Origin of the sequence: Enterobacter hormaechei subsp. hoffmannii, assembly GCF_001729745.1 — a bacterium.
Taxonomy (GTDB): Bacteria; Pseudomonadota; Gammaproteobacteria; order Enterobacterales; family Enterobacteriaceae; genus Enterobacter; species Enterobacter intestinihominis.
Map to the genome: position 1 here is coordinate 2,885,806 of NZ_CP017186.1, position 25,036 is coordinate 2,910,841.

The 25,036-nt window shown below is 58.1% G+C and carries 15 protein-coding genes; 11 read left to right on the forward strand and 4 right to left on the reverse strand.

Features of this window, described 5'->3' with window-relative positions:
• Positions 1–119 precede the first annotated feature (119 nt).
• Complete coding sequence (locus BFV65_RS13580; RefSeq protein WP_015572372.1) at positions 120–1,703, forward strand: TerC family protein; 1,584 nt, start codon at positions 120–122, stop codon at positions 1,701–1,703.
• A 90-nt stretch (positions 1,704–1,793) separates the two neighbouring features.
• Here BFV65_RS13580 and asmA read toward each other — a convergent pair whose 3' ends face one another.
• The 3 genes from asmA to udk all read right to left on the reverse strand — a co-directional run bounded on the left by asmA (position 1,794) and on the right by udk (position 4,982).
• Positions 1,794–3,644 carry an outer membrane assembly protein AsmA gene (gene asmA, locus BFV65_RS13585; protein WP_038416378.1) on the reverse strand — a complete coding sequence of 617 codons (1,851 nt, stop codon included), beginning with the start codon at positions 3,642–3,644 and terminating at the stop codon, positions 1,794–1,796.
• Positions 3,645–3,667: 23 nt separating this feature from the next.
• Positions 3,668–4,249 carry a dCTP deaminase gene (dcd, locus tag BFV65_RS13590; RefSeq protein ID WP_006811250.1) on the reverse strand — a complete coding sequence of 194 codons (582 nt, stop codon included), beginning with the start codon at positions 4,247–4,249 and terminating at the stop codon, positions 3,668–3,670.
• 91 nt (positions 4,250–4,340) lie between these two features.
• Entirely contained in the window at positions 4,341–4,982 is a 642-nt protein-coding gene (gene udk / locus BFV65_RS13595; RefSeq protein WP_000130320.1) for a uridine kinase, read from the reverse strand.
• Between the two features lie 342 nt (positions 4,983–5,324).
• On the opposite strand from udk, the gene BFV65_RS13600 reads away from it, so the two are divergent.
• Complete coding sequence (locus BFV65_RS13600; RefSeq protein ID WP_069596762.1) at positions 5,325–8,654, forward strand: diguanylate cyclase; 3,330 nt, start codon at positions 5,325–5,327, stop codon at positions 8,652–8,654.
• Here BFV65_RS13600 and alkA read toward each other — a convergent pair.
• On the reverse strand, positions 8,619–9,491 hold the full coding sequence (alkA, locus tag BFV65_RS13605) for a DNA-3-methyladenine glycosylase 2 (protein WP_069596763.1): 873 nt from the start codon (positions 9,489–9,491) through the stop codon (positions 8,619–8,621). The genes BFV65_RS13600 and alkA overlap by 36 nt on opposite strands.
• A gap of 130 nt (positions 9,492–9,621) precedes the next feature.
• Between alkA and yegD the strand changes: the two genes are divergently transcribed.
• The 9 genes from yegD to BFV65_RS23275 all read left to right on the forward strand — a co-directional run bounded on the left by yegD (position 9,622) and on the right by BFV65_RS23275 (position 25,035).
• Complete coding sequence (gene yegD, locus BFV65_RS13610; protein ID WP_023306578.1) at positions 9,622–10,974, forward strand: molecular chaperone; 1,353 nt, start codon at positions 9,622–9,624, stop codon at positions 10,972–10,974.
• A gap of 211 nt (positions 10,975–11,185) precedes the next feature.
• On the forward strand, positions 11,186–12,388 hold the full coding sequence (locus tag BFV65_RS13615; protein WP_069596764.1) for an MdtA/MuxA family multidrug efflux RND transporter periplasmic adaptor subunit: 1,203 nt from the start codon (positions 11,186–11,188) through the stop codon (positions 12,386–12,388).
• Complete coding sequence (locus tag BFV65_RS13620) at positions 12,388–15,510, forward strand: MdtB/MuxB family multidrug efflux RND transporter permease subunit (protein ID WP_023300557.1); 3,123 nt, start codon at positions 12,388–12,390, stop codon at positions 15,508–15,510. Before BFV65_RS13615 ends, BFV65_RS13620 begins: the two co-directional genes overlap by 1 nt.
• Complete coding sequence (gene mdtC, locus BFV65_RS13625) at positions 15,511–18,588, forward strand: multidrug efflux RND transporter permease subunit MdtC (protein ID WP_069596765.1); 3,078 nt, start codon at positions 15,511–15,513, stop codon at positions 18,586–18,588.
• Complete coding sequence (gene mdtD / locus BFV65_RS13630; protein WP_069596766.1) at positions 18,589–20,004, forward strand: MFS transporter; 1,416 nt, start codon at positions 18,589–18,591, stop codon at positions 20,002–20,004.
• Positions 20,001–21,404: an envelope stress sensor histidine kinase BaeS gene (gene baeS, locus BFV65_RS13635; RefSeq protein WP_023306582.1), complete on the forward strand. Its 1,404-nt coding sequence runs from the start codon at positions 20,001–20,003 to the stop codon at positions 21,402–21,404. Before mdtD ends, baeS begins: the two co-directional genes overlap by 4 nt.
• Entirely contained in the window at positions 21,401–22,123 is a 723-nt protein-coding gene (baeR, locus tag BFV65_RS13640) for an envelope stress response regulator BaeR (RefSeq protein WP_015572364.1), read from the forward strand. The genes baeS and baeR overlap by 4 nt, the downstream gene beginning before the upstream one ends.
• A gap of 176 nt (positions 22,124–22,299) precedes the next feature.
• The gene (gene trhP, locus BFV65_RS13645; RefSeq protein ID WP_038416385.1) at positions 22,300–23,661 is read left to right on the forward strand and encodes a prephenate-dependent tRNA uridine(34) hydroxylase TrhP; all 1,362 of its coding nucleotides are present in this window, start codon (positions 22,300–22,302) and stop codon (positions 23,659–23,661) included.
• A gap of 408 nt (positions 23,662–24,069) precedes the next feature.
• Positions 24,070–25,035 (forward strand): Ssp4 family T6SS effector, encoded by a 966-nt coding sequence (locus tag BFV65_RS23275; protein WP_023300559.1) that lies wholly within the window; start codon positions 24,070–24,072, stop codon positions 25,033–25,035.
• The last annotated feature ends 1 nt before the right edge of the window (position 25,036 follow it).

The window sequence follows — 25,036 nt, forward strand, 5'->3', positions numbered from 1 at the left end:
ATGGGTTTTACCTGAGTGTAGCATTAAGAGAAATCTCACCCCGGCATTGCAATTTCCGTCTGCTTTATCCATGATCGAAGTGTGACATTAGTCATATAACAGAAGGTATTGCATTTACTATGGAATGGATTGCCGATCCATCAATCTGGGCCGGGCTGGTGACGCTGGTCGTCATCGAATTAGTGCTCGGCATTGATAACCTGGTGTTTATCGCCATCCTTGCCGATAAATTACCCCCTTCACAACGCGACCGCGCCCGCGTGACGGGTCTTCTGCTCGCCATGGTGATGCGTCTGCTGTTACTGGCCTCAATCTCCTGGCTGGTCACGCTCACCAAACCCTTATTCAGCGTGCAGGGTCTGAGCTTTAGCGCCCGCGACCTGATCATGCTTTTCGGCGGATTGTTCCTGCTGTTCAAAGCCACGGTTGAGCTTAATGAGCGGCTGGAAGGAAAAGACAGTGAAAACCCCACCCAGCGGCGCGGCGCTAAATTCTGGCCGGTGGTCGCGCAGATAGTGGTGCTGGATGCCGTCTTTTCTCTCGACTCCGTGATTACTGCCGTCGGGATGGTTGACCATCTGGCGGTGATGATGGCCGCCGTGATCATTGCCATCACCCTGATGGTGCTCGCCAGTAAAGCCCTGACGCGCTTCGTGAACAGTCACCCGACTATCGTCATTCTCTGTCTGAGCTTCCTGCTGATGATTGGCTTTAGCCTGGTGGCGGATGGTTTTGGCTTCCATATCCCGAAAGGATATCTGTACGCAGCCATTGGTTTCTCGGTGCTTATTGAGTTTCTTAACCAGCTGGCCATTTTCAACCGCCGCCGTTTTCTTTCCGCGAACCAGACATTACGACAGCGCACCGCAGATACGGTGATGCGCCTGCTGAGCGGCAAAAAAGAGGATGCCGAGCTGGATGCTGAATCCGCTGCGATGCTAGCCGACCACAGCGACGGGCAGATCTTCAACCCGCAGGAACGCCGGATGATAGAGCGCGTGCTTAACCTCAACCAGCGCTCGGTCAGCAGTATCATGACCTCCCGCCACGACATTGAGCATATTGACCTGACGGCACCGGAAGAGCAGATCCGTGCCCTACTGGATAAAAACCAGCACACCCGCGTGGTGGTGACCGGCGGAGAAGAGGAAGAAGAGCTGCTGGGCGTGGTACACGTGATTGACCTGCTGCAACAGCAGCTTCACGGTGAGCCGCTCAACCTGCGCGCGCTGGTGCGCCAGCCGCTGGTCTTCCCGGAAGCGCTGCCGCTGCTCTCCGCGCTGGAGCAGTTCCGCAACGCGCGTACCCACTTCGCGTTTGTCGTTGATGAGTTTGGTTCTGTGGAAGGGCTGGTGACGCTCAGCGACGTGATGGAAACCATCGCCGGTAATCTGCCTAATGAGGTGGATGAGATCGATGCGCGTCACGATATTCAGAAAAACGCCGACGGCAGCTGGACCGCCAACGGCCACATGCCGCTTGAAGATCTGGTGCAGTTCGTTCCGCTTCCGCTGGACGAGAAGCGCGAATACCACACCATCGCCGGTTTGCTGATGGAATATCTGCAACGTATTCCGCAGCCGGGCGAAGAGGTCCAGGTGGGGGATTACATGATCAAAACCTTGCAGGTAGAGAGCCATCGCGTGCAGAAGGTGCAGCTGATACCGCTGCGCGGTGAGGATGAGATGGATTTTGAGGTGTAAAAAAGCCGGGTGGCGCTTCGCTTACCCGGCCTACGGTGTCTGGCTTTTGTAGGCCGGGTAAGGCGAAGCCGCCACCCGGCACAACAGGCATCAGAGCTTATCGAGCAACTTTTTCACGTCCTTACCAGACTGAGACTCTTTATTGCGGTCCGCCCAGTCATTCAGCCGACGTTTCGCTTCATCCTGAAGGTGCTTACGCAGGATCTGATCGACCTGCAAACTGTAATTCAGTTCCTGCCATTTTCCGTACACGCGCAGCGGTATCGGCGTCTCTTTCAGGAACTCGACAAGCTGACCTTCCCCTTCCCAGCCGGCCTTCACGCGGACGTTGAAGCGGGTGTCAACCGTCTCTTTCACCAGATCCAGCGCGCCGTTTCCGGTCAGCGCCAGCAGGGACGAGATTCCTTGCATCTCGTCGAGCGAGAGCTGACCGTTGTCGAGGGCAAGCTCGCTGGTAAAGCTGTCGAGACGGGTTGCGCTATCGTAGTTTTCATTCGCCTTCACGCTGCTGCTGCGCTCTACCGCCTGCTGCACCAGTTGCTGGAAGTTCAGCCCTTCCATGCGCGAATCTTTTAGCTCAACGTGCGCCTGCCCCTTCCAGCTACGACGGAAGGCGTCCGCATCAATCTTCGTGCCGGAGAAATCCCCGGCCAGCGACAGCTGCCCCGTGAGGGAAATCGGGTAATTAAAGGCTTTCAGGATGGTGCCAATCTCAACGTTTTCCAGACGCGGCTGGAACGCGGCGCTGGCAACGTCTTTACGTACGTCCAGCGTGCCCGGCAGGGAGAGATTTCCTGCCCCCATTTTTCCGCTGAGCTCAGAGATGACCAGCAGGCCGTTGTGGTTGAACATCTGGCTGTTGACGTCAGTAAAATCAATCCCACGCCAGCGCACGCTGTTCGCTTTCAGCAGAATGTCGGCGGTAAATCCGCGCAGACCATTGTAGTCAGGCAGATCGAGACTGGAGGAGATCACCGGACGCGACTGCGTGACCTGGCTTTGCCCTACCTGCGCGACACCCTCATCGGTCGCATTCACCGTTTGGGCCGCGAGCAGGTTCTCAAGGTTCAGCTTGTCGAATTGCAGATCCAACACCCACTTGGGTTTCTCATCAAGCGTGACGCTCGCCTGCCCCTTCAGGGAACTGTCGTTGGCCTGGAGGTTGAGCGCGTTCAGTTCGAGCTGTTTGCGCTCTTCGTGCCACACCGCCTGCATCGTGCCCTGGCCGGCGATCCCCTTCGCGGGTAAATCCGCGCCGGTCAGCTGCCAGTTGACCTGCTGAACGTCCGCCGTCAGCTGGTGCGGGTAGTCAGAGGCGTTCACGTTCGCATTCATCGACAGGTTGAGATCGCGCTGGTTACGGTTGATCCGCCCGGAGAACTCCATGGTCGCGTGATGGTTGGCGTCCTGCTCCATCTTGAGGTTGATATTGCGGACGGTGATCTGTTCGTCATCCTCATGCTGGAAAACCAGCACGCTGTCAGCGACTTTCAGATTACCAATATCGAAAGACCAGCCGGTGTCAGACGGAACGTCAGGCAAAGTATTTTCACGCGGTGCGACCGGAGCATTCGCCTGACGAACGGCTTCGGTTTGTGGCGTAAGCTGAATCACCGCCCCTTTCAGCATCACCTGTTCAACCTGGAGCTGATGGGATAAGAGCGGGATGAGCGCGACATCAAGACGCATGTTATCCGCCGTAACAAGCGGCTGCGCGGCGCCCGGCGCGGTGAGCGACATACGTCCGGAGAGAATGCTGAGCTGCGGCCAGACGTGCCAGCGCAGCGGCCCGTCCAGCTTGAGTTCATACCCGCTGCGCGCTTCAACCTGCCGCACCATGTAGGCCCGGAAGTCATTCGGGTTAACCAGCAGCACCAACGCTGAAAGGCCAGCCACCAGCACCACCAGCAAAATCATCAGCGTTGTCAGAACTCTTCTCATGGCTTCCTCAGTGAACTCACAGATCAGTCTTTATCGATACGGCTGGCAACCGCACCCTGCTGGTCGCGATATTTTGCGTCCTGACGGCGGTTATAAGGACGGTCTGCCGGGCCGGTCAGCGGTTCGAAGCTCAACGCACCGATCATCATTCCCGGGCGAAGCGCCAGCGGCAGTTTACCGGCGTTAAAGAACTCCAGCACGATACGGCCAGACCAGCCCGGATCGATACGGTGCGCGGTGACGTGCACCATCAGGCCCAGACGCGCCAGAGAAGAGCGTCCGTCAAGCCAGCCGACCAGATCCGCAGGCAGCGTGACCGATTCAAAGGTCACCGCCAGCGCCAGTTCGCCAGGATGGAGATAAAACGCCTCTCCTTCTTCGATGACGATTTCGTCACTCATGACGCGATCCAGCGCCGCACTGACTTCGTCTTTCGGCCCGCTGAGGTCGATAAACGGTGCCGTGTGGCCGCTGAAGGTGCGGAACTTATTCCCCAGACGTACATCGACGGTCACGCCGTTAATACGCTCAACCGGCGGACGCGGGGTGATAGACAGGCGGCCTTCATCCAGCCAGGCTTCTATATCGCGGTCACAAAGACGCATGGCACTTTCTCCTTTCGTGCATCGCGCCCTGAATCCTTACGGCGTCAGGGCAAAACCAGGTTATCTCTGAACGGTACACAATTCACACGGCTTATTCAAAAAACTGACTGATTTTCGCTTTTAAGATATCAATGGCAATACGGTTTTTACCGCCGCGAGGCACAATAATATCGGCGTATTGTTTAGAAGGCTCAATAAATTGCAGGAACATCGGGCGAACGGTTTTCTGATACTGCGCCATCACGGAGTCCATGGAGCGACCGCGTTCGTTAACGTCGCGTTTAATACGCCGCATCAGGCAGATATCCAGCGGGGTATCGACGAAAATCGAGAAGTTCATTGATTCGCGCAGACGGGCGTCGGTGAGCAGCAAAATCCCTTCAAGGATAATCACCTTCTTGGGCTCAATGCGGATCGTTTCCTGGGTGCGGGTATGTTCCACGTAACTGTAGACGGGCAGCTCAATCGCCTCGCCGCGCTTCAGCGCTTCCAGATGCTGGAACAGCAGACTGTGATCCATCGCACTGGGGTGGTCGTAGTTGGTTTTTACGCGCTCTTCCATCGAAAGATGGGATTGATCTTTGTAATAGCTATCTTCGGGAATAACACCGATATGCTCATCACCCACTTGTTCACGCAGTTCGCGATAAAGCGTACTGGCAATAAGACTTTTACCTGAAGCCGATGCGCCGGCGATGCCTATGATGACGCACTGATGAGACTTATCAGTCATAAATTTAGCGACCTGATTAACCTGGATGTAAGGAAGGACGACGCCGGAGCGTCAAACGCGGCAATTATAGGGATTTCGGGGGCGTGATACCAGTCGAATGCGCAGGTTATGCGAGGCGGGCTGAAAAGCGCCGTTTCACGCCTTTAGCGAAATTTTTACGCACGGATTTTCACCATTTCATCCCCCTTCTTCGCAGAGTAACTATTTTATAAGTCTATGAAGTCAAAATCTGAGCACTCAGCATATGAATTGTAAAATGTTTGTACTAGCATAAACCAAATTAATGATTTCACGCGTCCGGAGCTGGCTCCTGACAACACGGCGTCCCTGGATAGAGCGGTAATGAATAAACAATACCAGCGGGTTTTGGTTACTACCCCACATCCTTTACTGCGGCTTGTCTGTCTGGGTCTGGTCACGTTCATCTTCACCTTATTTTCCCTTGAGCTGACTCGCTTCGGTTCGCTGCTGGCGCCATTGTGGTTCCCGACCTCCATTATGATGGTGGCGTTTTACCGCCATGCGGGAAAAATGTGGCCCGGCATCGCCCTCGCCTGCTCCTTTGGCAATATTTTTGCCTCGTGGATGCTCTTTTCATGGGAATCAATCAACTTAACCTACACGGCAATCAATATTATTGAGGCCTGTGTTGGTGCGGTGTTGCTGCGTAAGCTGCTCCCCTGGTATAACCCGCTGCAAAACCTCAACGACTGGATACGCCTTGCCCTCGGCAGCGCCCTGGTGCCGCCGCTGGTGGGCGGCATTCTGGTTCATTTTCTGGTGCCAGGCGCGGAGCCGCTGCGTAATTTTCTGTTTTGGGTACTTTCAGAAGCCATTGGCGCGCTGGCGCTTGTACCGTTAGGTCTGCTGTTTAAACCGCATTACCTGCTGCGCCACCGCAACCCGAGACTGCTGCTGGAAACGCTGGTGACCCTGGTCGTTACGCTGGTTCTTAGCTGGACGGCAATCACCTGGCTGCCGTGGCCGTTCACCTGCATCATCGTTTTGCTGATGTGGAGCGCGGTACGCCTGCCGCGAATGGAAGCATTCCTGATTTTTTTATTCACCATCATGATGGTGTCCTTGATGATGGCGCGAAACCCGCCCTCCATGACACCTTCAAACATGATGGTGACCTTCAACGCGCCATGGCTTCCCTTCCTGATGATGCTGCTCCCCGCCAACATTATGACGATGGTGATGTATGCCTTCCGGGCCGAGCGTAAACATATTACGGAAAGCGAAGAACGTTTTCGTAATGCGATGGAATATTCCGCCATTGGTATGGCGCTGGTGGGCATTGAGGGCCAGTGGCTTCAGGCCAACAAGGCGCTGTGCAATTTCCTCGGTTACAGTCAGTCTGAGCTTCAGTCGCTCACGTTCCAGCAGTTAACCTGGCCGGAAGATTTAAATACCGACCTGGAGCAGTTGCAACAGCTGATTAACGGGGAGATCAACAGCTACAGCCTCGAAAAACGCTACTACACCCGCAGCGGCGAGGTGGTGTGGGCGCTGCTGGCCGTTTCCGTTGTGCGCCATGCCGACGGTACGCCGCTCTACTTTATTGCCCAGATTGAAGACATCAACGACCTGAAACAGACCGAGTGGGTGAATAAGCGTCTGATGGAGCGTATCACCCTCGCGAACGAAGCCGGCGGCATCGGGATCTGGGAGTGGGATCTCGAGCCGGACGTGATCAGCTGGGATAAACGGATGTTTGAGCTGTACGAGATCCCCCCGCACATTAAACCTACCTGGCAGCTCTGGCATGCGGCCATGGTGCCTGAAGATCGTCCGCACGCCGAACAGGTACTGCGTGAGTCACTCCAGGCCAGGGTGCCTTTCAAGCTGGAATTTCGCATTCGCGTCAAGGATGGCATTCGCCACATTCGTTCGCTGGCGAACCGGGTGCTGAACAAACAGGGCGAAGTGGAGCGGCTGTTAGGGATCAACATGGATATGACCGAGGTGAAGCAGCTGAACGAGGCGCTGTTCCAGGAAAAAGAGCGCCTGCATATCACCCTCGACTCCATCGGCGAAGCGGTGCTGTGCACCGATATCGACATGAACATCACCTTTATGAACCCGGTCGCCGAGAAGATGAGCGGCTGGTCGCAAAGCGAAGCGCTGGGTCAGCCCGTTCTGAAGGTGCTGCACATTACCTTCGGCGAGAACGGCCCGTTAATGGAAAACATCCACAGCGGCGATATGTCCCGTACCGATATCGAACAGGATGTGGTGCTTAACTGCCGGAATGGCGGCAGTTTCGACATTCATTACAGCATTACCCCGCTCAGCACCCTGGAGGGGCACGCTATCGGCTCGGTGCTGGTGATTCAGGATGTCACCGAGTCGCGCAAAATGCTGCGCCAGTTGAGCTACAGCGCTTCCCATGACGCCCTTACCCACCTGGCGAACCGCGTCAGTTTTGAAAACCATCTTAAGCGCCTGTTGCAGACGGTACAGGAGACCCATCAGCGTCACGCGCTGGTCTTTATCGATCTTGACCGTTTTAAGGCGGTGAACGATACCGCAGGCCACGCGGCGGGCGACGCGCTCCTGCGCGAACTCTCTTCGCTGATGCTGACCATGCTGCGCTCCAGCGACGTGCTGGCGCGTCTGGGCGGCGACGAGTTTGGCCTGCTGCTGCCGGACTGCAACGTCGAAAGCGCACGCTATATTGCGGGCCGGTTGATCGACGCCATCAACAACTATCATTTTTCCTGGGAAGGACGCCTGCACCGCATCGGCGCCAGCGCGGGGATCACATTGATTGACGACGCTAATCATCAGACAGCGGAAGTGATGTCACAGGCCGATATCGCCTGTTACGCCTCGAAAAACAGCGGGCGCGGTGTGGTCACCGTCTATGAACCCCAGCAGGAGCGGATCCACAGCACGCGCAGCATGATGTCGCTGGATGAGCAGTGGCACATGATCAAAGATAATCATCTGCTGATGATCGCCCGCAGCGTCGCCTCACCGCGCATTCCCGAGAGCAGTAGCTTCTGGCTGATTTCCCTGCGGTTGTGGACCAGCCAGGGGGAAGTGCTGGAAGAGCATGCCTTCCGCGCCGGGCTGGCGGAGCCGGAGCTGCTGCACGCCCTTGACCGACGTATATTCAGCGAATTTTTCCGTACCTATGCCGCACAGGTGGCGGCCAAAGGGATGGGCGTCGCGCTGCCGCTCTCAGAAGCGGGTTTAGCCAGCGTCACGCTGGTGGATGAGCTGCTCGACCTGATCACCAGAGGTCCGCTGCCGGCGCGGCTGCTGCATCTGGCGATCGCCGTTGATGTGCTGAGCAATACGGATGAAAACGTGCCGCAGGGTCTGCAAAAGCTTCGTCAGGCTGGCTGTCGCGTGGTGCTGACCCGGGTTGGACGCGATATGAACGTCTTCAGCCAGCTCAGCGCCAACACCGCTGATTATCTGCTGCTGGATGCAGACGTGGTGACCAACGTCCACGGCAATCTGATGGATGAGATGATGGTGACCATCATTCAGGGCCACGCCCAGCGTCTGGGCATAAAAACCATTGCCGGGCCATGCCATCAGTCGATCATGATGAATACACTGTCGGGCATCGGCATTGACTTTATTTACGGCGACACTATCGGGGAAGCGCAGCCGCTCGATCTACTGCTGAATACCAGCTATTTCGCCATCAACTGACGGCGACCAGCCGTTGGTGTACCAGATATGTAACAGCGCATACGAGCGCCACGGCTGCCAGCGCTCGGCATAGCGACGGATCTGCGCGGGCGTCATACCGGCAAAGCGCTGTTTAATGAGATAATCATCCGGCAGGAAAACATCCTTCGCCTGCCAGCCGCGCAAGGCCAGATAATTAGCGGTCCAGCGCCCGATGCCGGGGCGCTGCTGTAGCGCCTTCATCCCGGCCTCGACGTTCGCAGGCGGGAACAGCGGGAATTCACCGTCCACCACCGACTGCGCCAGATGAATCAACGACTCCGCACGCTTGAGCGGCATCCCAAGGGCTTTCAACGCCAGCGGATCCACCGCGGCCAGTACCTCTGGCGGAGGAAAACAGAGGTAGCCCGGCGCGTCCTGGATGGGTTCACCGCACAGCGCCACCACTCTTGACGCCAGTTTTGCCGCCATCGCCACGCTCACCAGTTGCCCGAGAATGGCGCGCACGCCCTGCTCGTAGGCATCCATCGCGCCCGGCAAACGTAACCCCGGCCGCGCCGCGCCGAGATCGCCCAGGGTCTGCGCAATTCTTAGCGGGTCGCAATCAAGATCGAACAGGCGGGCAATGCGGTCCAGGCAAATATCCGCCACCGGGATCAGGCCAGGGCTGAGCGACACCGCCAGCGTATGGGTTGCGCTGTCTGGCGTAACCCGTAAAACGCCCTGGTGCCCCGCATAGCCAAAACTGCGTTCGTAGTAATCCTCCGTAACGGTCTCAACCCCTGTGACCGCACGCGCGGCAAGAAAGCCAAACATCCACTGCCAGTCGTAGGGCGGTTGCCAGTTCAGGGTGTACATCGTCTCTCCTTTTGTATTTACCTCAGCATAAACCGAAAGATCGCGTTGCGCCTTGCTTTCATATTCCTGTTGTCGCCTGGCAGACATTTCGCTAAAGTCTCGCCCCTTCTCACCGGCATGGGGATTTATTGTGTTTATTGGATTCGACTACGGCACCGCAAACTGCTCGGTTGCGATAATGCAAAACGGACAACCGCAGCTCCTGAAAATGGAAAACGGCAGTACGCTGTTGCCGTCAATGCTCTGTGCGCCCACGCGTGAAGCGGTGAGCGAGTGGCTGTTCCGCCATCATCAGGTTCCGGCCACGGCGGCGGAAACCCAGGCGCTGCTGCGCCGTGCGGTCAGCTTTAACCGCGAGGAAGATATCGACGTTACCCCTTCCAGCGTGCAGTTCGGCCTCTCTTCCCTCGGGCAGTACATTGAAGACCCGGAAGAGGTCTACTTCGTTAAATCGCCGAAATCCTTCCTCGGCGCCAGCGGCCTGAAGCCACAGCAGGTGGCGATGTTTGAAGATCTGGTCTGCGCGATGATGCTGCACATCCGCAATCAGGCGCAATCCCAGGTGCCGGATGCCATCACCCAGGCGGTGATTGGCCGTCCGATCAACTTCCAGGGGCTGGGCGGCGACGAAGCCAACCAGCAGGCGCAGGGGATCCTTGAGCGTGCAGCGCACCGGGCTGGCTTCCGTGACGTGGTGTTCCAGTATGAGCCGGTTGCGGCGGGACTGGATTTTGAAGCCACGCTGACGGAAGAGAAACGGGTGCTGGTGGTGGACATCGGCGGTGGTACGACGGACTGTTCATTACTGCTGATGGGTCCGCAGTGGCATCATCGTCGCGATCGTGAAAACAGCCTGCTGGGACACAGCGGCTGCCGCGTGGGCGGTAACGATCTGGATATCGCCCTGGCATTCAAGAGCCTGATGCCGCTGCTCGGCATGGGCGGTCAAACCGAGAAAGGCATCGCCCTGCCGATCCTGCCATGGTGGAATGCGATTGCCATCAACGACGTCCCTGCCCAGAGTGATTTTTACAGCACCGCGAATGGGCGTTTCCTTAACGATCTGGTGCGTGATGCGCAGGATGCAGAGAAGGTCGCGCTGCTGTATAAGGTGTGGCGTCAGCGTCTGAGCTACCGGGTGGTGCGCACCGCCGAAGAGAGCAAAATCGCCCTTTCCGATCGTCCTGAGCATGCGGTTACGCTACCGTTTATCAGGGACGATCTGGCTACGGCTATCACCCAGGAAGGGCTGGAAATGGCGCTGGCTCAGCCGCTACAGCGTATTCTGGAGCAGGTGCAGCTGGCGCTTGAGAATGGCAAAGAGAAACCGGACGTGATTTACCTGACCGGCGGTAGCGCCCGTTCACCGCTGATCAAGAAAGCGCTGGCGGAACAGCTGCCGGGGATCCCGATTGCCGGCGGCGATGACTTTGGCTCCGTTACGGCAGGACTGGCCCGCTGGGCGCAGGTGGTGTTTAGCTAATGGGGTTGTGCCGGGTGGCGGCTTCGCCTTACCCGGCCTACGGTTCGAGGATCTTGTAGGCCGGGTAAGGCGAAGCCGCCACCCGGCGAAACAACGCACCACACTCAGACCATTCCTGACAGTCTTCCATATTTCCTCCATTTTTCCGCTGTGTTACCTGACTAAACTAGTATCATTCCCCGAAAGTGTTTCAGGACGAGAACGTATAACGATGAAAGGCAGTAACAAATCCCGCTGGGCAATCGCCGTTGGTCTGATTGTGGTGGTCCTGGCCGCCGCCTGGTACTGGCACAACCAGTCCGCGAACTCCACGGCACCTGCTGGCGCCAATAGCCCCTCACAACGTCCAACGGGCGGCGGGCGCCACGGTATGCGCGGCGCGGCGCTGGCACCGGTACAGGCGGCAACGGCGGTGAATAAAGCGGTGCCTCGTTATCTCTCCGGGCTGGGAACCATTACCGCCGCCAACACCGTGACGGTACGTAGCCGCGTAGACGGTCAGCTGATGGCCATCCACTTCCAGGAAGGCCAGCAGGTGAAAGCCGGCGATCTGCTGGCGGAAATCGACCCAAGCCAGTTTAAGGTGGCCCTGGCGCAGGCGCAGGGGCAGCTCGCGAAAGACAAAGCCACCCTCGCCAATGCCCGCCGCGATTTAGCCCGCTATCAGCAGCTGGTAAAAACCAACCTCGTGTCGCGCCAGGAGCTGGATACCCAGCAGTCTCTGGTCAGTGAATCTCAGGGCACCATCAAGGCCGACGAAGCCGCGGTCGCCAGCGCCCAGCTCCAGCTCGACTGGAGCCGGATCACCGCGCCGATTGACGGCCGCGTGGGCCTGAAACAGGTTGATATCGGCAACCAAATCTCCAGCGGCGACACCACGGGCATCGTGGTGATCACCCAGACGCACCCTATCGATCTCGTCTTTACCCTGCCGGAAAGCGACATTGCGACGGTGGTACAGGCGCAGAAGGCCGGAAAAGCGCTGGTGGTTGAAGCCTGGGATCGCACCAACAAGCAGAAGCTGAGCGAAGGTTTGCTACTTAGCCTGGATAACCAGATCGATACCACCACCGGCACCATCAAGCTTAAAGCACGCTTCAACAATCAGGACGATGCCCTGTTCCCGAATCAGTTCGTCAATGCGCGAATGCTGGTCGCGACCGAAGAAAACGCCGTGGTTATCCCGACGGCGGCCCTGCAAATGGGCAGTGAAGGCAACTTTGTCTGGGTGCTGAACAGCGAAAACAAGGTCAGCAAACATCTGGTGAAAACCGGGATCCAGGACAGTCAGACGGTGGTGATCAGTGCCGGGCTGTCCGCTGGCGACCGCGTCGTGACCGACGGTATTGACCGTCTGACCGAAGGGGCGCAGGTCGAGGTGGTGGAAGCGCAGAATACAGGAGCAAAAGCCTGATGCAGGTGATGCCGCCGAGCTCTACAGGTGGGCCATCACGCCTGTTTATCTTACGTCCGGTTGCGACGACCCTGTTGATGGTGGCGATCCTGCTGGCCGGGATCATTGGCTACCGTTTTCTGCCCGTGTCGGCGCTGCCGGAAGTGGACTACCCGACCATTCAGGTTGTCACCCTCTATCCGGGCGCCAGTCCGGATGTGGTGACGTCCGCCATCACCGCCCCGCTGGAGCGTCAGTTTGGCCAGATGTCTGGCCTGAAGCAGATGTCCTCCCAGAGCTCCGGCGGCGCCTCGGTCGTCACGCTTCAGTTCCAGCTCACGCTGTCGCTGGACGTCGCCGAGCAGGAGGTGCAGGCCGCGATTAACGCCGCCACTAACCTGCTGCCGTCTGACCTGCCGAATCCACCGGTTTACAGCAAGGTCAACCCGGCGGATCCACCGATCATGACGCTTGCCGTCACCTCCTCCGCCATGCCGATGACGCAGGTGGAAGACATGGTTGAAACCCGCGTGGCGCAGAAGATTTCGCAGGTGACCGGCGTGGGACTGGTGACGCTGGCGGGCGGTCAACGCCCCGCTGTGCGCGTTAAGCTCAATGCCCAGGCTATTGCCGCGCTGGGGTTAACCAGCGAAACCATTCGCACCGCCATCAGCAGCGCCAACGTTAACTCAGCGAAGGGCTCGCTCGACGGCCCAACCCGAGCGGTTACGCTCTCCGCCAACGACCAGATGCAGTCCGCCGATGAATACCGCCAGCTGATTGTGGCCTATCAAAACGGCGCGCCGATCCGCCTCGGCGACGTGGCAACCGTCGAACAAGGCGCGGAAAACAGCTGGCTCGGGGCGTGGGCCAATAAGCAGCAGGCGATTGTCATGAACGTTCAGCGCCAGCCGGGCGCGAACATTATTGATACCGCCGACAGCATTCGCACCATGCTGCCGCAGCTGGTGGAAAGCCTGCCAAAATCGGTGAGCGTGAAAGTGCTTTCTGACCGCACCACGAATATTCGCGCCTCGGTGTCAGACACCCAGTTCGAGCTGATGCTGGCGATTGCGCTGGTGGTGATGATCATCTACCTGTTCCTGCGCAACGTTCCGGCAACCATCATTCCCGCCGTCGCCGTGCCGCTCTCGCTGGTCGGGACGTTTGCGGTGATGGTGTTCCTCGACTTTTCGATTAATAACCTGACGCTGATGGCGCTCACCATCGCCACCGGGTTCGTGGTGGACGATGCCATCGTGGTCATCGAGAACATCTCGCGCTATATCGAAAAAGGTGAAAAGCCCTTAGCCGCCGCGCTGAAGGGCGCAGGAGAAATTGGCTTTACCATCATCTCGCTCACCTTCTCGCTGATTGCGGTGCTGATCCCGCTGCTGTTTATGGGCGATATCGTCGGGCGGCTGTTCCGCGAGTTTGCCGTGACGCTGGCGGTCGCCATTCTGATCTCTGCCGTGGTGTCGCTGACGCTGACGCCGATGATGTGCGCCCGCATGCTGAGCCACGAATCTTTGCGCAAGCAAAACCGCTTCTCGCGCGCCTCCGAGCGGATGTTCGAGCGCATTATCGCCGCCTACGGCCGCGTGCTGGCGAAAGTCCTGAATCATCCCTGGGCGACGCTCGGCGTGGCGCTCGGCACCCTGGCGCTCAGCGTGATGCTGTGGATTTTCATTCCGAAAGGCTTCTTCCCGATTCAGGACAACGGCATTATTCAGGGCACGCTTCAGGCGCCGCAGACGGTCTCCTTCGCCAACATGGCGCAGCGCCAGCAGCAGGTGTCTGAGATCATCATGAAAGATCCGGCGGTGGAAAGCCTGACTGCCTACGTGGGCGTGGACGGCACCAACCCGTCGCTCAACAGCGCGCGCCTGCAAATTAACCTTAAACCGCTCGATGACCGCGACGATCGCGTCAACGCGGTAATTGAGCGACTGCAAAGCGCGGTTGCGCGCGTGCCGGGCATTGAGCTGTATCTGCAACCGATCCAGGATTTAACCATTGATACGCAGGTGAGCCGCACGCAGTACCAGTTTACGCTCCAGGCCACCTCGCTTGATGCACTCAGCACCTGGGTGCCGCAGCTGGTGGATAAGCTGAAAGCACTGCCGCAGGTTTCTGACGTCAGCAGCGACTGGCAGGATAAAGGGCTGGCGGCGTACGTGAACGTCAACCGCGACACCGCCAGCCGTCTGGGCATTACCATGTCCGACGTGGATAACGCCCTGTATAACGCCTTTGGTCAGCGACTGATCTCCACCATTTACACCCAGGCCAACCAGTATCGCGTGGTGCTGGAACATAACACCGAGAACACGCCCGGGCTTGCCGCGCTGGACTCGATACGCCTGACCAGCAAAGACGGCGGGATTGTGCCGCTCAGCGCCATTGCCAGCGTGGAAGAGCGCCACACCCCGCTGTCGATTAACCATCTCGATCAGTTCCCGTCCACCACCATTTCGTTCAACGTGCCGGATGGGTATTCGCTGGGCGAAGCGGTGGAGGCCATTCTGGGCGCGGAGAAAGAACTCAGCTTCCCGTCCGATATTCAGACCCAGTTCCAGGGCAGTACGCTGGCGTTCCAGGCCGCGCTGGGCAGCACCGTCTGGCTGATTGTCGCGGCGGTGGTGGCGATGTATATCGTGCTTGGCGTGCTGTATGAGAGTTTCATCCACCCGATCACCATCCTCTCCACCCTGCCGACGGCGGGCGTGGGGGCGCTGCTGGCGCTGATGCTGGCGGGGAGCGAACTGGACGTGATTGCGATAATTGGCATCATCCTGCTTATCGGCATCGTGAAGAAAAACGCCATCATGATGATCGACTTTGCGTTGGCCGCCGAGCGCGAGCAGGGTATGGCGCCGCGCGAGGCCATTTACCAGGCCTGTCTGCTGCGTTTTCGCCCGATCCTGATGACCACCCTCGCCGCCCTGTTGGGCGCCCTGCCGCTGATGCTAAGCACCGGCGTGGGGGCCGAACTGCGCCGTCCGCTGGGCATCGGCATGGTCGGCGGTCTGCTCGTGAGCCAGGTGCTGACGCTGTTTACCACGCCGGTTATCTACCTGCTGTTTGACCGTTTGGCCCTGTGGACAAAAAGCCGCTTCCCGAAACGTGAAGAGGAGGCGTAAGTGAAGTTTTTCGCCCTCTTCATTTACCGTCCTGTGGCGACGATTTTACTCTCCGTCGCTATCACCCTGTGCGGCGTGCTCGGCTTCCGGCTGCTGCCGGTGGCCCCGCTACCGCAGGTCGATTTCCCGGTGATCATGGTCAGCGCCTCGCTGCCGGGCGCATCGCCGGAAACCATGGCCTCATCGGTGGCGACGCCGCTTGAGCGATCGCTTGGGCGGATTGCCGGGGTTAACGAGATGACCTCCAGCAGTTCGCTGGGCAGCACGCGCATCATTCTGGAATTTAACTTCGACCGGGATATCAACGGTGCGGCGCGCGACGTGCAGGCCGCGATTAACGCCGCCCAAAGCCTGCTGCCGAGCGGCATGCCGAGCCGTCCAACCTACCGCAAGGCCAACCCGTCCGATGCGCCGATCATGATCCTGACGCTTACGTCAGAGACCTACTCCCAGGGCGAGCTGTACGATTTTGCCTCCACCCAGCTGGCGCAAACCATCGCCCAGATTGACGGCGTGGGTGACGTGGATGTCGGCGGCAGCTCCTTGCCCGCCGTGCGCGTGGGGCTGAATCCGCAGGCGCTGTTTAATCAGGGCGTGTCGCTGGACGACGTGCGATCCGCCATCAGCAACGCCAACGTGCGTAAGCCGCAGGGCGCGATTGAGGACAGCAGCCACCGCTGGCAAATCCAGACCAACGACGAGCTGAAAACCGCCGCCGAGTATCAGCCGTTGATTATTCACTACAACAACGGCGCGGCGGTGCGCCTGAGCGACGTCGCCAGCGTCACCGATTCGGTGCAGGACGTGCGTAACGCCGGGATGACCAATGCCAAACCGGCGATTTTGCTGATGATCCGCAAGCTGCCGGAAGCCAACATCATTCAGACGGTGAACAGCATCCGCGCGCGGCTGCCGGAGCTTCAGGAAACCATTCCGGCGGCCATCGATCTCCAGATTGCGCAGGACCGCTCCCCCACCATCCGCGCCTCGCTTGAAGAGGTAGAGCAAACGCTGATCATCTCCGTCGCGCTGGTAATTCTGGTGGTGTTCCTGTTCCTGCGCTCGGGGCGCGCCACGCTGATCCCGGCGGTAGCGGTCCCGGTATCGCTGATAGGCACCTTTGCCGCCATGTACCTGTGCGGGTTTAGCCTTAACAACCTGTCGCTGATGGCGCTGACGATTGCCACCGGGTTTGTGGTGGATGATGCCATCGTGGTGCTGGAAAATATCTCGCGTCATCTGGAAGCGGGCATGAAGCCGCTCCAGGCGGCGCTTCAGGGGACGCGCGAAGTGGGCTTCACGGTCCTGTCCATGAGCCTGTCGCTGGTGGCGGTATTCCTGCCGCTGCTGCTGATGGGCGGCCTGCCGGGGCGACTGCTGCGCGAATTTGCCGTCACGCTCTCCGTCGCCATTGGTATCTCACTGGTGATTTCGCTGACGCTGACGCCGATGATGTGCGGCTGGATGCTAAAGCGCAGCCAAACGCACTCGCAGCCGCGCAGGAAAGGCTTTGGCCGCGTCCTGATGGCGATGCAGTCCGGCTACGGCAAATCGCTGAAATGGGTGCTGAACCACACGCGCATTGTCGGGCTGGTGCTGATCAGCACCATCGTCCTCAACGTCTGGATGTATATCACCATCCCGAAAACCTTCTTCCCGGAGCAGGATACCGGCGTGCTGATGGGCGGTATTCAGGCGGACCAGAGCATTTCGTTCCAGGCGATGCGCGGCAAGCTTCAGGACTTTATGAAAATCATCCGGGAAGATCCGGCCGTAGACAACGTTACCGGCTTTACCGGCGGCTCGCGCGTTAACAGCGGGATGATGTTTATTACCCTTAAGCCGCGCGGTGAACGTCACGAAACGGCGCAGCAGATCATTGACCGCTTGCGGGTGAAGCTCGCCAAAGAGCCGGGGGCGAACCTGTTTTTGATGGCCGTTCAGGATATCCGCGTCGGCGGACGACAGGCTAACGCCAGCTATCAGTACACCCTGCTCTCGGATGACTTAGCCGCCCTGCGCGAGTGGGAGCCGAAGATCCGTAAAGCGCTGGCCGCGCTGCCGCAGCTGGCGGACGTGAACTCCGACAGCCAGAACAACGGCGCGGAGATGGCGCTCACCTACGATCGTGAAACTATGGCCCGCCTGGGCATTAACGTGGAGGCGGCCAACAGCCTGCTTAACAACGCCTTCGGGCAGCGTGAAGTCTCCACCATCTATCAGCCGATGAACCAGTACAAGGTGGTAATGGAAGTTGATCCGCGCTACACCCAGGACATCAGCGCGCTGGACAAGATGTTTGTGATCAATGATGACGGCAAGGCGATCCCGCTGTCGTACTTCGCCAGCTGGCAGCCGTCGAACGCGCCGCTGTCGGTGAACCACCAGGGGCTTTCCGCCGCCTCGACCGTGTCGTTTAACCTGCCAACCGGCTCGTCGCTGTCTGAGGCCAGCGATGCCATTAACCGCGCCATGACCCAGCTTGGGGTGCCCTCCTCCGTGCGCGGCAGCTTTGCCGGTACGGCGCAGGTGTTCCAGGACACCATGAACTCGCAGGTCATTTTGATCCTGGCGGCCATTGCCACGGTGTACATCGTGCTGGGCGTGCTGTACGAAAGCTACGTGCATCCGTTGACCATTCTCTCCACGCTTCCCTCTGCGGGCGTGGGGGCGCTGCTGGCGCTGGAGCTGTTCGGTGCTCCATTCAGCCTCATCGCGCTCATTGGGATCATGCTATTAATAGGTATTGTGAAGAAAAACGCGATAATGATGGTCGACTTTGCCCTGGACGCCCAGCGCAACGGCAATCTGACGCCGGACGAGGCGATATTCCAGGCCTGTCTGCTGCGTTTTCGCCCGATCATGATGACTACGCTGGCCGCGCTGTTCGGCGCACTGCCGCTGGTCATATCCGGCGGTGACGGCTCTGAACTGCGCCAGCCGCTGGGGATCACGATCGTTGGCGGCCTGGTGATGAGCCAGTTGCTGACGCTCTACACCACGCCGGTAGTCTATCTGTTCTTTGACCGCCTGCGGCTGCGTTTTTCGCGAAAAAAGAGAACCACGGTGACCGAGTAAATGACCGACCTACCCAGTAACGTTCGCTGGCAGTTGTGGATCGTCGCGTTCGGCTTCTTTATGCAGTCGCTGGACACGACCATCGTGAACACAGCCCTCCCCTCAATGGCGAAAAGCCTGGGGGAGAGCCCGCTGCACATGCATATGGTGATTGTCGCCTACGTGCTGACGGTCGCCGTGATGCTGCCCGCCAGCGGCTGGCTGGCGGATAAAGTCGGCGTACGGAACATCTTTTTCACCGCCATTGTGCTGTTTACCACCGGCTCGCTGTTTTGCGCCCAGGCCAATACCCTCGACCAACTGGTGATGGCGCGCGTGCTACAGGGCGTCGGCGGCGCGATGATGGTGCCCGTCGGGCGGTTAACGGTGATGAAAATTGTTCCGCGCGCGCAGTATATGGCGGCTATGACCTTCGTCACCCTGCCCGGTCAGGTCGGCCCGCTGCTGGGCCCGGCGCTGGGCGGTATTCTGGTGGAGTATGCCTCCTGGCACTGGATCTTTCTGATCAACCTGCCGGTCGGTATTATCGGCGCGATTGCCACCCTGACGCTGATGCCGAACTATAAAATGCAGACCCGGCGCTTTGATTTCTTTGGCTTCATCCTGCTGGCAGCTGGCATGGCGACGCTCACCCTGGCGCTCGACGGGCAAAAAGGGCTGGGGATCTCCTCCCTGTCGCTCGCCCTGCTGGTAGCGCTGGGTGTCACCGCCATTCTCTGGTATCTGTGGCATGCCAGAGGCAACGCTTACGCGCTGTTTAGCCTGAACCTGTTCAAGAATCCCACCTACCGTCTTGGTCTGTTCGGCAGCTTTGCCGGACGCATCGGCAGCGGCATGTTGCCGTTTATGACGCCGGTATTTTTACAGATTGGGATGGGCTTCTCGCCGTTCCATGCCGGGCTGATGATGATCCCGATGGTGCTCGGCAGCATGGGGATGAAGCGTATTGTGGTGCAGGTGGTAAACCGCTTTGGCTATCGCCGGGTGCTGGTGGCCGCCACGCTCGGGCTGGCGCTGGTTAGTCTGCTGTTTATGGCCGTGGCGCTGCTGGGCTGGTACTACATCCTGCCGCTGGTGCTGTTCTGCCAGGGGATCATCAACTCCATGCGCTTCTCGTCGATGAACACCCTGACGCTGAAAGATCTGCCGGACGAACTGGCGAGCAGTGGTAACAGCCTGCTGTCGATGATTATGCAGCTCTCCATGAGCGTGGGGGTCACGGTCGCCGGATTGCTGCTCGGCATGTACGGTCAGCACCATCTCAGCGCCGACACCCCCGTCGCGCATCAGGTCTTTTTATACACTTACCTCAGCATGGCGGTAATTATCGCCCTGCCCGCTTTTATCTTTGCCAGAGTACCGAATGACACGACCAAAAACGTTGTGATCCGACGCGGCAAAAGGAGTGCACCATGAAATTCTGGCGTCCGGGGATCACCGGTAAGCTTTTTGTGGCGATTTTCGCCACCTGTATCGTCCTGCTGATTACCATGCACTGGGCGGTGCGGGTCAGCTTTGAGCGCGGCTTTATTGACTACATCAAGCACGGTAACGAACAGCGCTTACAGGGCTTAAGCGACGCGCTGGGGGAACAGTATAGCCTGCACGGTAACTGGCGTTTTCTGCGCAATAACGATCGTTTTATATTTCAAATTCTGCGCTCGCTGGAGCACGATAATGACGACGACCGCCCGGGTCCGGGCATGCCGCCGCACGGCTGGCGCACCCAGTTCTGGGTGATCGATCAGGAGATGCACGTGCTCGTTGGCCCGCGCTCGCCGGTACCGCCGGACGGTACAAAGCGCGCCATTACCTCGAACGGCGCCACGGTGGGCTGGGTTATTGCCTCGCCGGTCGAGCGGCTGACGCGCAACACCGACATCAACTTTGACCGCCAGCAGCGCCAGACCAGTTGGCTGATTGTCGCGCTTTCTACCCTGCTTGCGGCGCTCGCCACCTTCCCGCTGGCGCGCGGCCTGCTGGCGCCGGTTAAACGCCTGGTGGAAGGCACGCATAAGCTGGCGGCGGGTGATTTCTCGACCCGCGTGGACACCCGCAGTCAGGATGAACTGGGCAAGCTGGCGCAGGACTTCAACCAGCTCGCCAGCACGCTGGAGAAAAACCAGCAGATGCGCCGCGACTTTATGGCCGACATTTCGCACGAGCTGCGCACCCCACTGGCGGTGCTGCGCGGCGAGCTGGAGGCGATTCAGGACGGCTTGCGGCAGTTCACCCCCGAATCCGTGGCCTCGCTACAGGCGGAAGTCGGCACGCTGACCAAGCTGGTGGACGATCTGCATCAGCTTTCCATGTCCGATGAAGGCGCCCTGGCCTACCAGAAAGCCCCAATCGACGTGATCAATATCCTTGAAGTCGTGACCGGCGCGTTCCGCGAACGCTTCGCCAGCCGTGACCTGAAAATCAACCTCTCGCTGCCTGACAGCGCGGTGGTATTCGGTGACAGAGATCGCCTGATGCAGCTGTTCAATAATCTGCTGGAGAACAGCCTCCGCTACACCGACGGCGGCGGCGGGTTGCATATCTCCGGCAAGCAGGAAAACGGGCGCTTTGCCCTGACCTTTGCGGACTCCGCCCCTGGCGTGAAGGATGCGCAGCTGGAAAAACTGTTCGAGCGCTTCTATCGCACCGAAGGTTCGCGTAACCGCGCCAGCGGGGGCTCCGGCCTTGGGCTGGCGATTTGCGTAAACATTGTGGAGGCGCATGGTGGCACCATCCGCGCCGCCCATTCGCCTTTTGGCGGGGTTAGCATTACAGTAGAGTTACCTCTGGAACGGGATTTATCGAGGGAAGCATGACCGAGTTACCGATTGACGACAACACACCGCGTATTTTGATCGTGGAAGACGAGCCTAAACTTGGGCAACTGCTGATCGACTATTTGCGCGCTGCGAGCTATGCGCCAACGCTTATCAGCCACGGCGACCAGGTGCTGCCCTACGTGCGCCAGACGCCGCCGGATCTGATCCTGCTGGATCTGATGCTGCCGGGTACTGACGGCCTGACCCTGTGCCGGGAAATTCGTCGTTTCTCCGATGTGCCCATCGTGATGGTGACGGCCAAAATTGAAGAGATCGACCGTCTGCTGGGGCTCGAAATCGGCGCCGACGATTACATCTGCAAGCCTTACAGCCCGCGGGAGGTGGTCGCTCGCGTGAAAACCATCCTCCGCCGCTGCAAGCCGCAGCGTGAATTGCAGGTGCTGGATGCACAAAGCCCGCTGATCGTCGACGAAAGCCGCTTCCAGGCGAGCTGGCGCAGCAAACTATTGGATCTCACCCCCGCGGAGTTCCGCCTGCTGAAAACCCTCTCCCACGAGCCGGGAAAAGTGTTTTCCCGCGAACAGCTGCTCAACCATCTGTATGACGATTACCGCGTGGTGACCGACCGCACCATCGACAGCCACATCAAAAACCTGCGCCGCAAGCTGGAGGCGCTGGACGCCGACCAGTCGTTTATTCGCGCGGTGTACGGCGTGGGGTATCGCTGGGAAGCGGATGCGTGCAGGATTGCCTGACAACATTCTCCCCTCACCCTGCCCTCTCCCCAGGGGGGAGAGGGTTAGGGTGAGGGGTCCGGGCTTTACCTCCCCGCCCCGCAGCGCTACAATGCCCGCCCTTAAAGTGGGGGATCTCCCCTTACCGCTGCACCTGGTGCACGCGGATCTGACCTGTCATCAGAACGAGAACAAACATGTTTAAACCGGAACTCCTTTCCCCGGCGGGAACGCTGCAAAATATGCGTTACGCTTTCGCCTATGGCGCCGACGCCGTCTACGCGGGCCAGCCGCGCTATTCGCTGCGCGTGCGTAACAACGAATTCAACCACGAGAATCTTCAGCTCGGCATCAATGAAGCGCATGCCCTGGGCAAAAAATTCTACGTGGTGGTGAACATCGCGCCGCACAACGCCAAGCTGAAAACATTCATTCGTGACCTGAAGCCGGTCGTGGAGATGGGGCCGGACGCACTGATCATGTCGGACCCGGGTTTAATCATGCTGGTTCGGGAGAACTTCCCTGATATGGACATTCACCTCTCGGTGCAGGCTAACGCCGTCAACTGGGCAACGGTGAAATTCTGGAAACAGATGGGGCTGACCCGCGTCATTCTGTCTCGCGAGCTGTCTCTCGAAGAGATCGAAGAGATCCGCACCCAGGTGCCGGATATGGAGATCGAAATCTTCGTTCACGGCGCGCTGTGCATGGCCTACTCCGGCCGCTGCCTGCTCTCTGGCTACATCAACAAGCGTGACCCGAACCAGGGCACCTGCACCAACGCCTGCCGCTGGGAATATAACGTTCAGGAAGGCAAAGAGGATGACATCGGTAACATCGTGCATAAACACGAGCCGATCCCGGTCACCAACGTTGAGCCAACGCTGGGTATCGGCGCGCCTACCGACAGCGTGTTTATGATCGAAGAAGCCAAACGTCCGGGTGAATACATGACCGCCTTTGAAGACGAGCACGGCACCTACATCATGAACTCGAAAGATCTGCGCGCCATCGCACACGTCGAGCGTTTAACCCAGATGGGCGTACACTCCCTGAAAATCGAAGGCCGCACCAAGTCCTACTACTACTGCGCTCGTACCGCGCAGGTGTATCGCAAAGCCATCGACGATGCCGCCGCCGGTAAACCGTTCGACACCAGCCTGCTGGAAACGCTGGAAGGTCTGGCGCATCGCGGCTATACCGAAGGTTTCCTGCGTCGACATACCCACGACGACTACCAGAACTACGAGCATGGCTATTCGATTTCCGAACGCCAGCAGTTTGTAGGCGACTTCACCGGCGAGCGTAAAGGCCCGCTGGCCGCCGTCGCCGTAAAAAACAAATTCACTAAAGGCGACAGCCTGGAGCTGATGACACCGCAGGGCAACATGAACTTCCGCCTGGAGCATCTGGAAAACAAAAAAGGTGAGGCGATTGAGGTCGCACCTGGCGATGGCCATGTGGTCTGGCTGCCGGTTCCTGAAGAAGTAGAGCTGGAGTTTGCGCTGCTGATGCGCAATTTTGAAGGTGAAAATACCCGAAATCCGCACGGCAAATAGTCAATCAACGGGATTTTTTCACGCTGGGATAATTCTTAGAATCGGATCACATACCGCTTCGTTCAATACGGGTATTATCCCCCCGCTGAAAAACATAACCCATAAATGCTAGCTGTACCAGGAACCACCTCCTTAGCCTGCGTAATCTCCCTTACGCGGGCTTATTTTTTTGTTAACTCCTGAAATTTTTCCCCCTGATAAATATGGCGTTGCATTGACCCGGGAAAGGTTTGTGTCAGCATTAGGCGTATCATCTAAGCAAGTCGAACGAACAAAGGATCCTAATCACATTTTTAATGGATTTGAGAGGGATGAACACTATTCGGAACATTCCTAATTTTAAGTGTTAACAGGACCTTTACTCTTGATTTATTAACAATCAACGTTTCACACGGACGGAGAGATGAAGTGACATTCACAGGACAACTTTCAAAGGATCTTCCAGATTACGAACTCGCACGCAGTCTTGGTCTTGCCTCTGGCGGCGATATAAATTTCACAGCACTTGCAGGTCAACTGGACTGCAGCAGAAATTTTAGCCAGGCCGGGATTATCTACTCAGACGGTACACGTCAGTGGCTAGTACGGCCATCAAGAAGGATTGCGACACCAAACGAAAGCTCGGTTAGTCATGTAGTCATAACCAAAGTAAATGCCTCACAAGTTAACCCCGTTCACGCAACAACGGCTACGATTCAGTCCCCTTCCCTGGCGACTGAAATTGGTTCAACGGCAATTTCCTGCGGAGCCGCAATTCTTACTGTTGTACTTGCGGCAGGGGCCGGTATGGCTATACCTCTCACTGCAGGGTCTTCCGGTGCTATAGCCGCTGTGATTTTAGCCGGTGGTGTAGCAACTGGAATTCAATGTGCAAATGGGCTTGGCCGACTATCGTTGATTGCTATGAATCACGATGACTACGTTGCGTGGATGGACTCCCAGGAGTGGTATACAGCAACCAACACAGCCCTGGATGCGATTTCTCTTGCCGGGGCTGCTGCGGGTTTAAAAAGCGCTGCATTAACATATCGCCTTCTTAACCGTTCATCGTCTGAGAGTTTGCTCTCCTTATTACAAAAAATGAGCCGGGCCGACCGTACGCGATTAACAGAGGAGATTATTCGTATCCGCAATCCCGGCATCTCGAATTCAGGTGTAAAAGCAGCAATGAAGGCAGGCGTGTATCCCAAACGTTATCCGTCAGAAGCGTTGCAGTTGCTCTTACAGCGTGAGTTGCTGAATACCATTTCAAATTCTTCTGCCTTCGTTGGAAGTGCCATCTCAGGAAATATCAGAAATCCACAGAATGTTGCACAAACGGGTAAATACATTTTTGGTTTAATTCAGTCTTTTTCATTTACAGGAAGTTATTGAC

What these genes read in the sequence shown, in the direction of transcription:
- BFV65_RS13580 (WP_015572372.1), top strand. Translation starts at nt 120, where the DNA reads ATGGAATGGATTGCCGATCCATCAATCTGGGCCGGGCTGGTGACGCTG.
- asmA (WP_038416378.1), bottom strand. Translation starts at nt 3,644, where the DNA reads ATGAGAAGAGTTCTGACAACGCTGATGATTTTGCTGGTGGTGCTGGTG.
- dcd (WP_006811250.1), bottom strand. Translation starts at nt 4,249, where the DNA reads ATGCGTCTTTGTGACCGCGATATAGAAGCCTGGCTGGATGAAGGCCGC.
- udk (WP_000130320.1), bottom strand. Translation starts at nt 4,982, where the DNA reads ATGACTGATAAGTCTCATCAGTGCGTCATCATAGGCATCGCCGGCGCA.
- BFV65_RS13600 (WP_069596762.1), top strand. Translation starts at nt 5,325, where the DNA reads ATGAATAAACAATACCAGCGGGTTTTGGTTACTACCCCACATCCTTTA.
- alkA (WP_069596763.1), bottom strand. Translation starts at nt 9,491, where the DNA reads ATGTACACCCTGAACTGGCAACCGCCCTACGACTGGCAGTGGATGTTT.
- BFV65_RS13615 (WP_069596764.1), top strand. Translation starts at nt 11,186, where the DNA reads ATGAAAGGCAGTAACAAATCCCGCTGGGCAATCGCCGTTGGTCTGATT.
- BFV65_RS13620 (WP_023300557.1), top strand. Translation starts at nt 12,388, where the DNA reads ATGCAGGTGATGCCGCCGAGCTCTACAGGTGGGCCATCACGCCTGTTT.
- mdtD (WP_069596766.1), top strand. Translation starts at nt 18,589, where the DNA reads ATGACCGACCTACCCAGTAACGTTCGCTGGCAGTTGTGGATCGTCGCG.
- baeS (WP_023306582.1), top strand. Translation starts at nt 20,001, where the DNA reads ATGAAATTCTGGCGTCCGGGGATCACCGGTAAGCTTTTTGTGGCGATT.
- baeR (WP_015572364.1), top strand. Translation starts at nt 21,401, where the DNA reads ATGACCGAGTTACCGATTGACGACAACACACCGCGTATTTTGATCGTG.
- trhP (WP_038416385.1), top strand. Translation starts at nt 22,300, where the DNA reads ATGTTTAAACCGGAACTCCTTTCCCCGGCGGGAACGCTGCAAAATATG.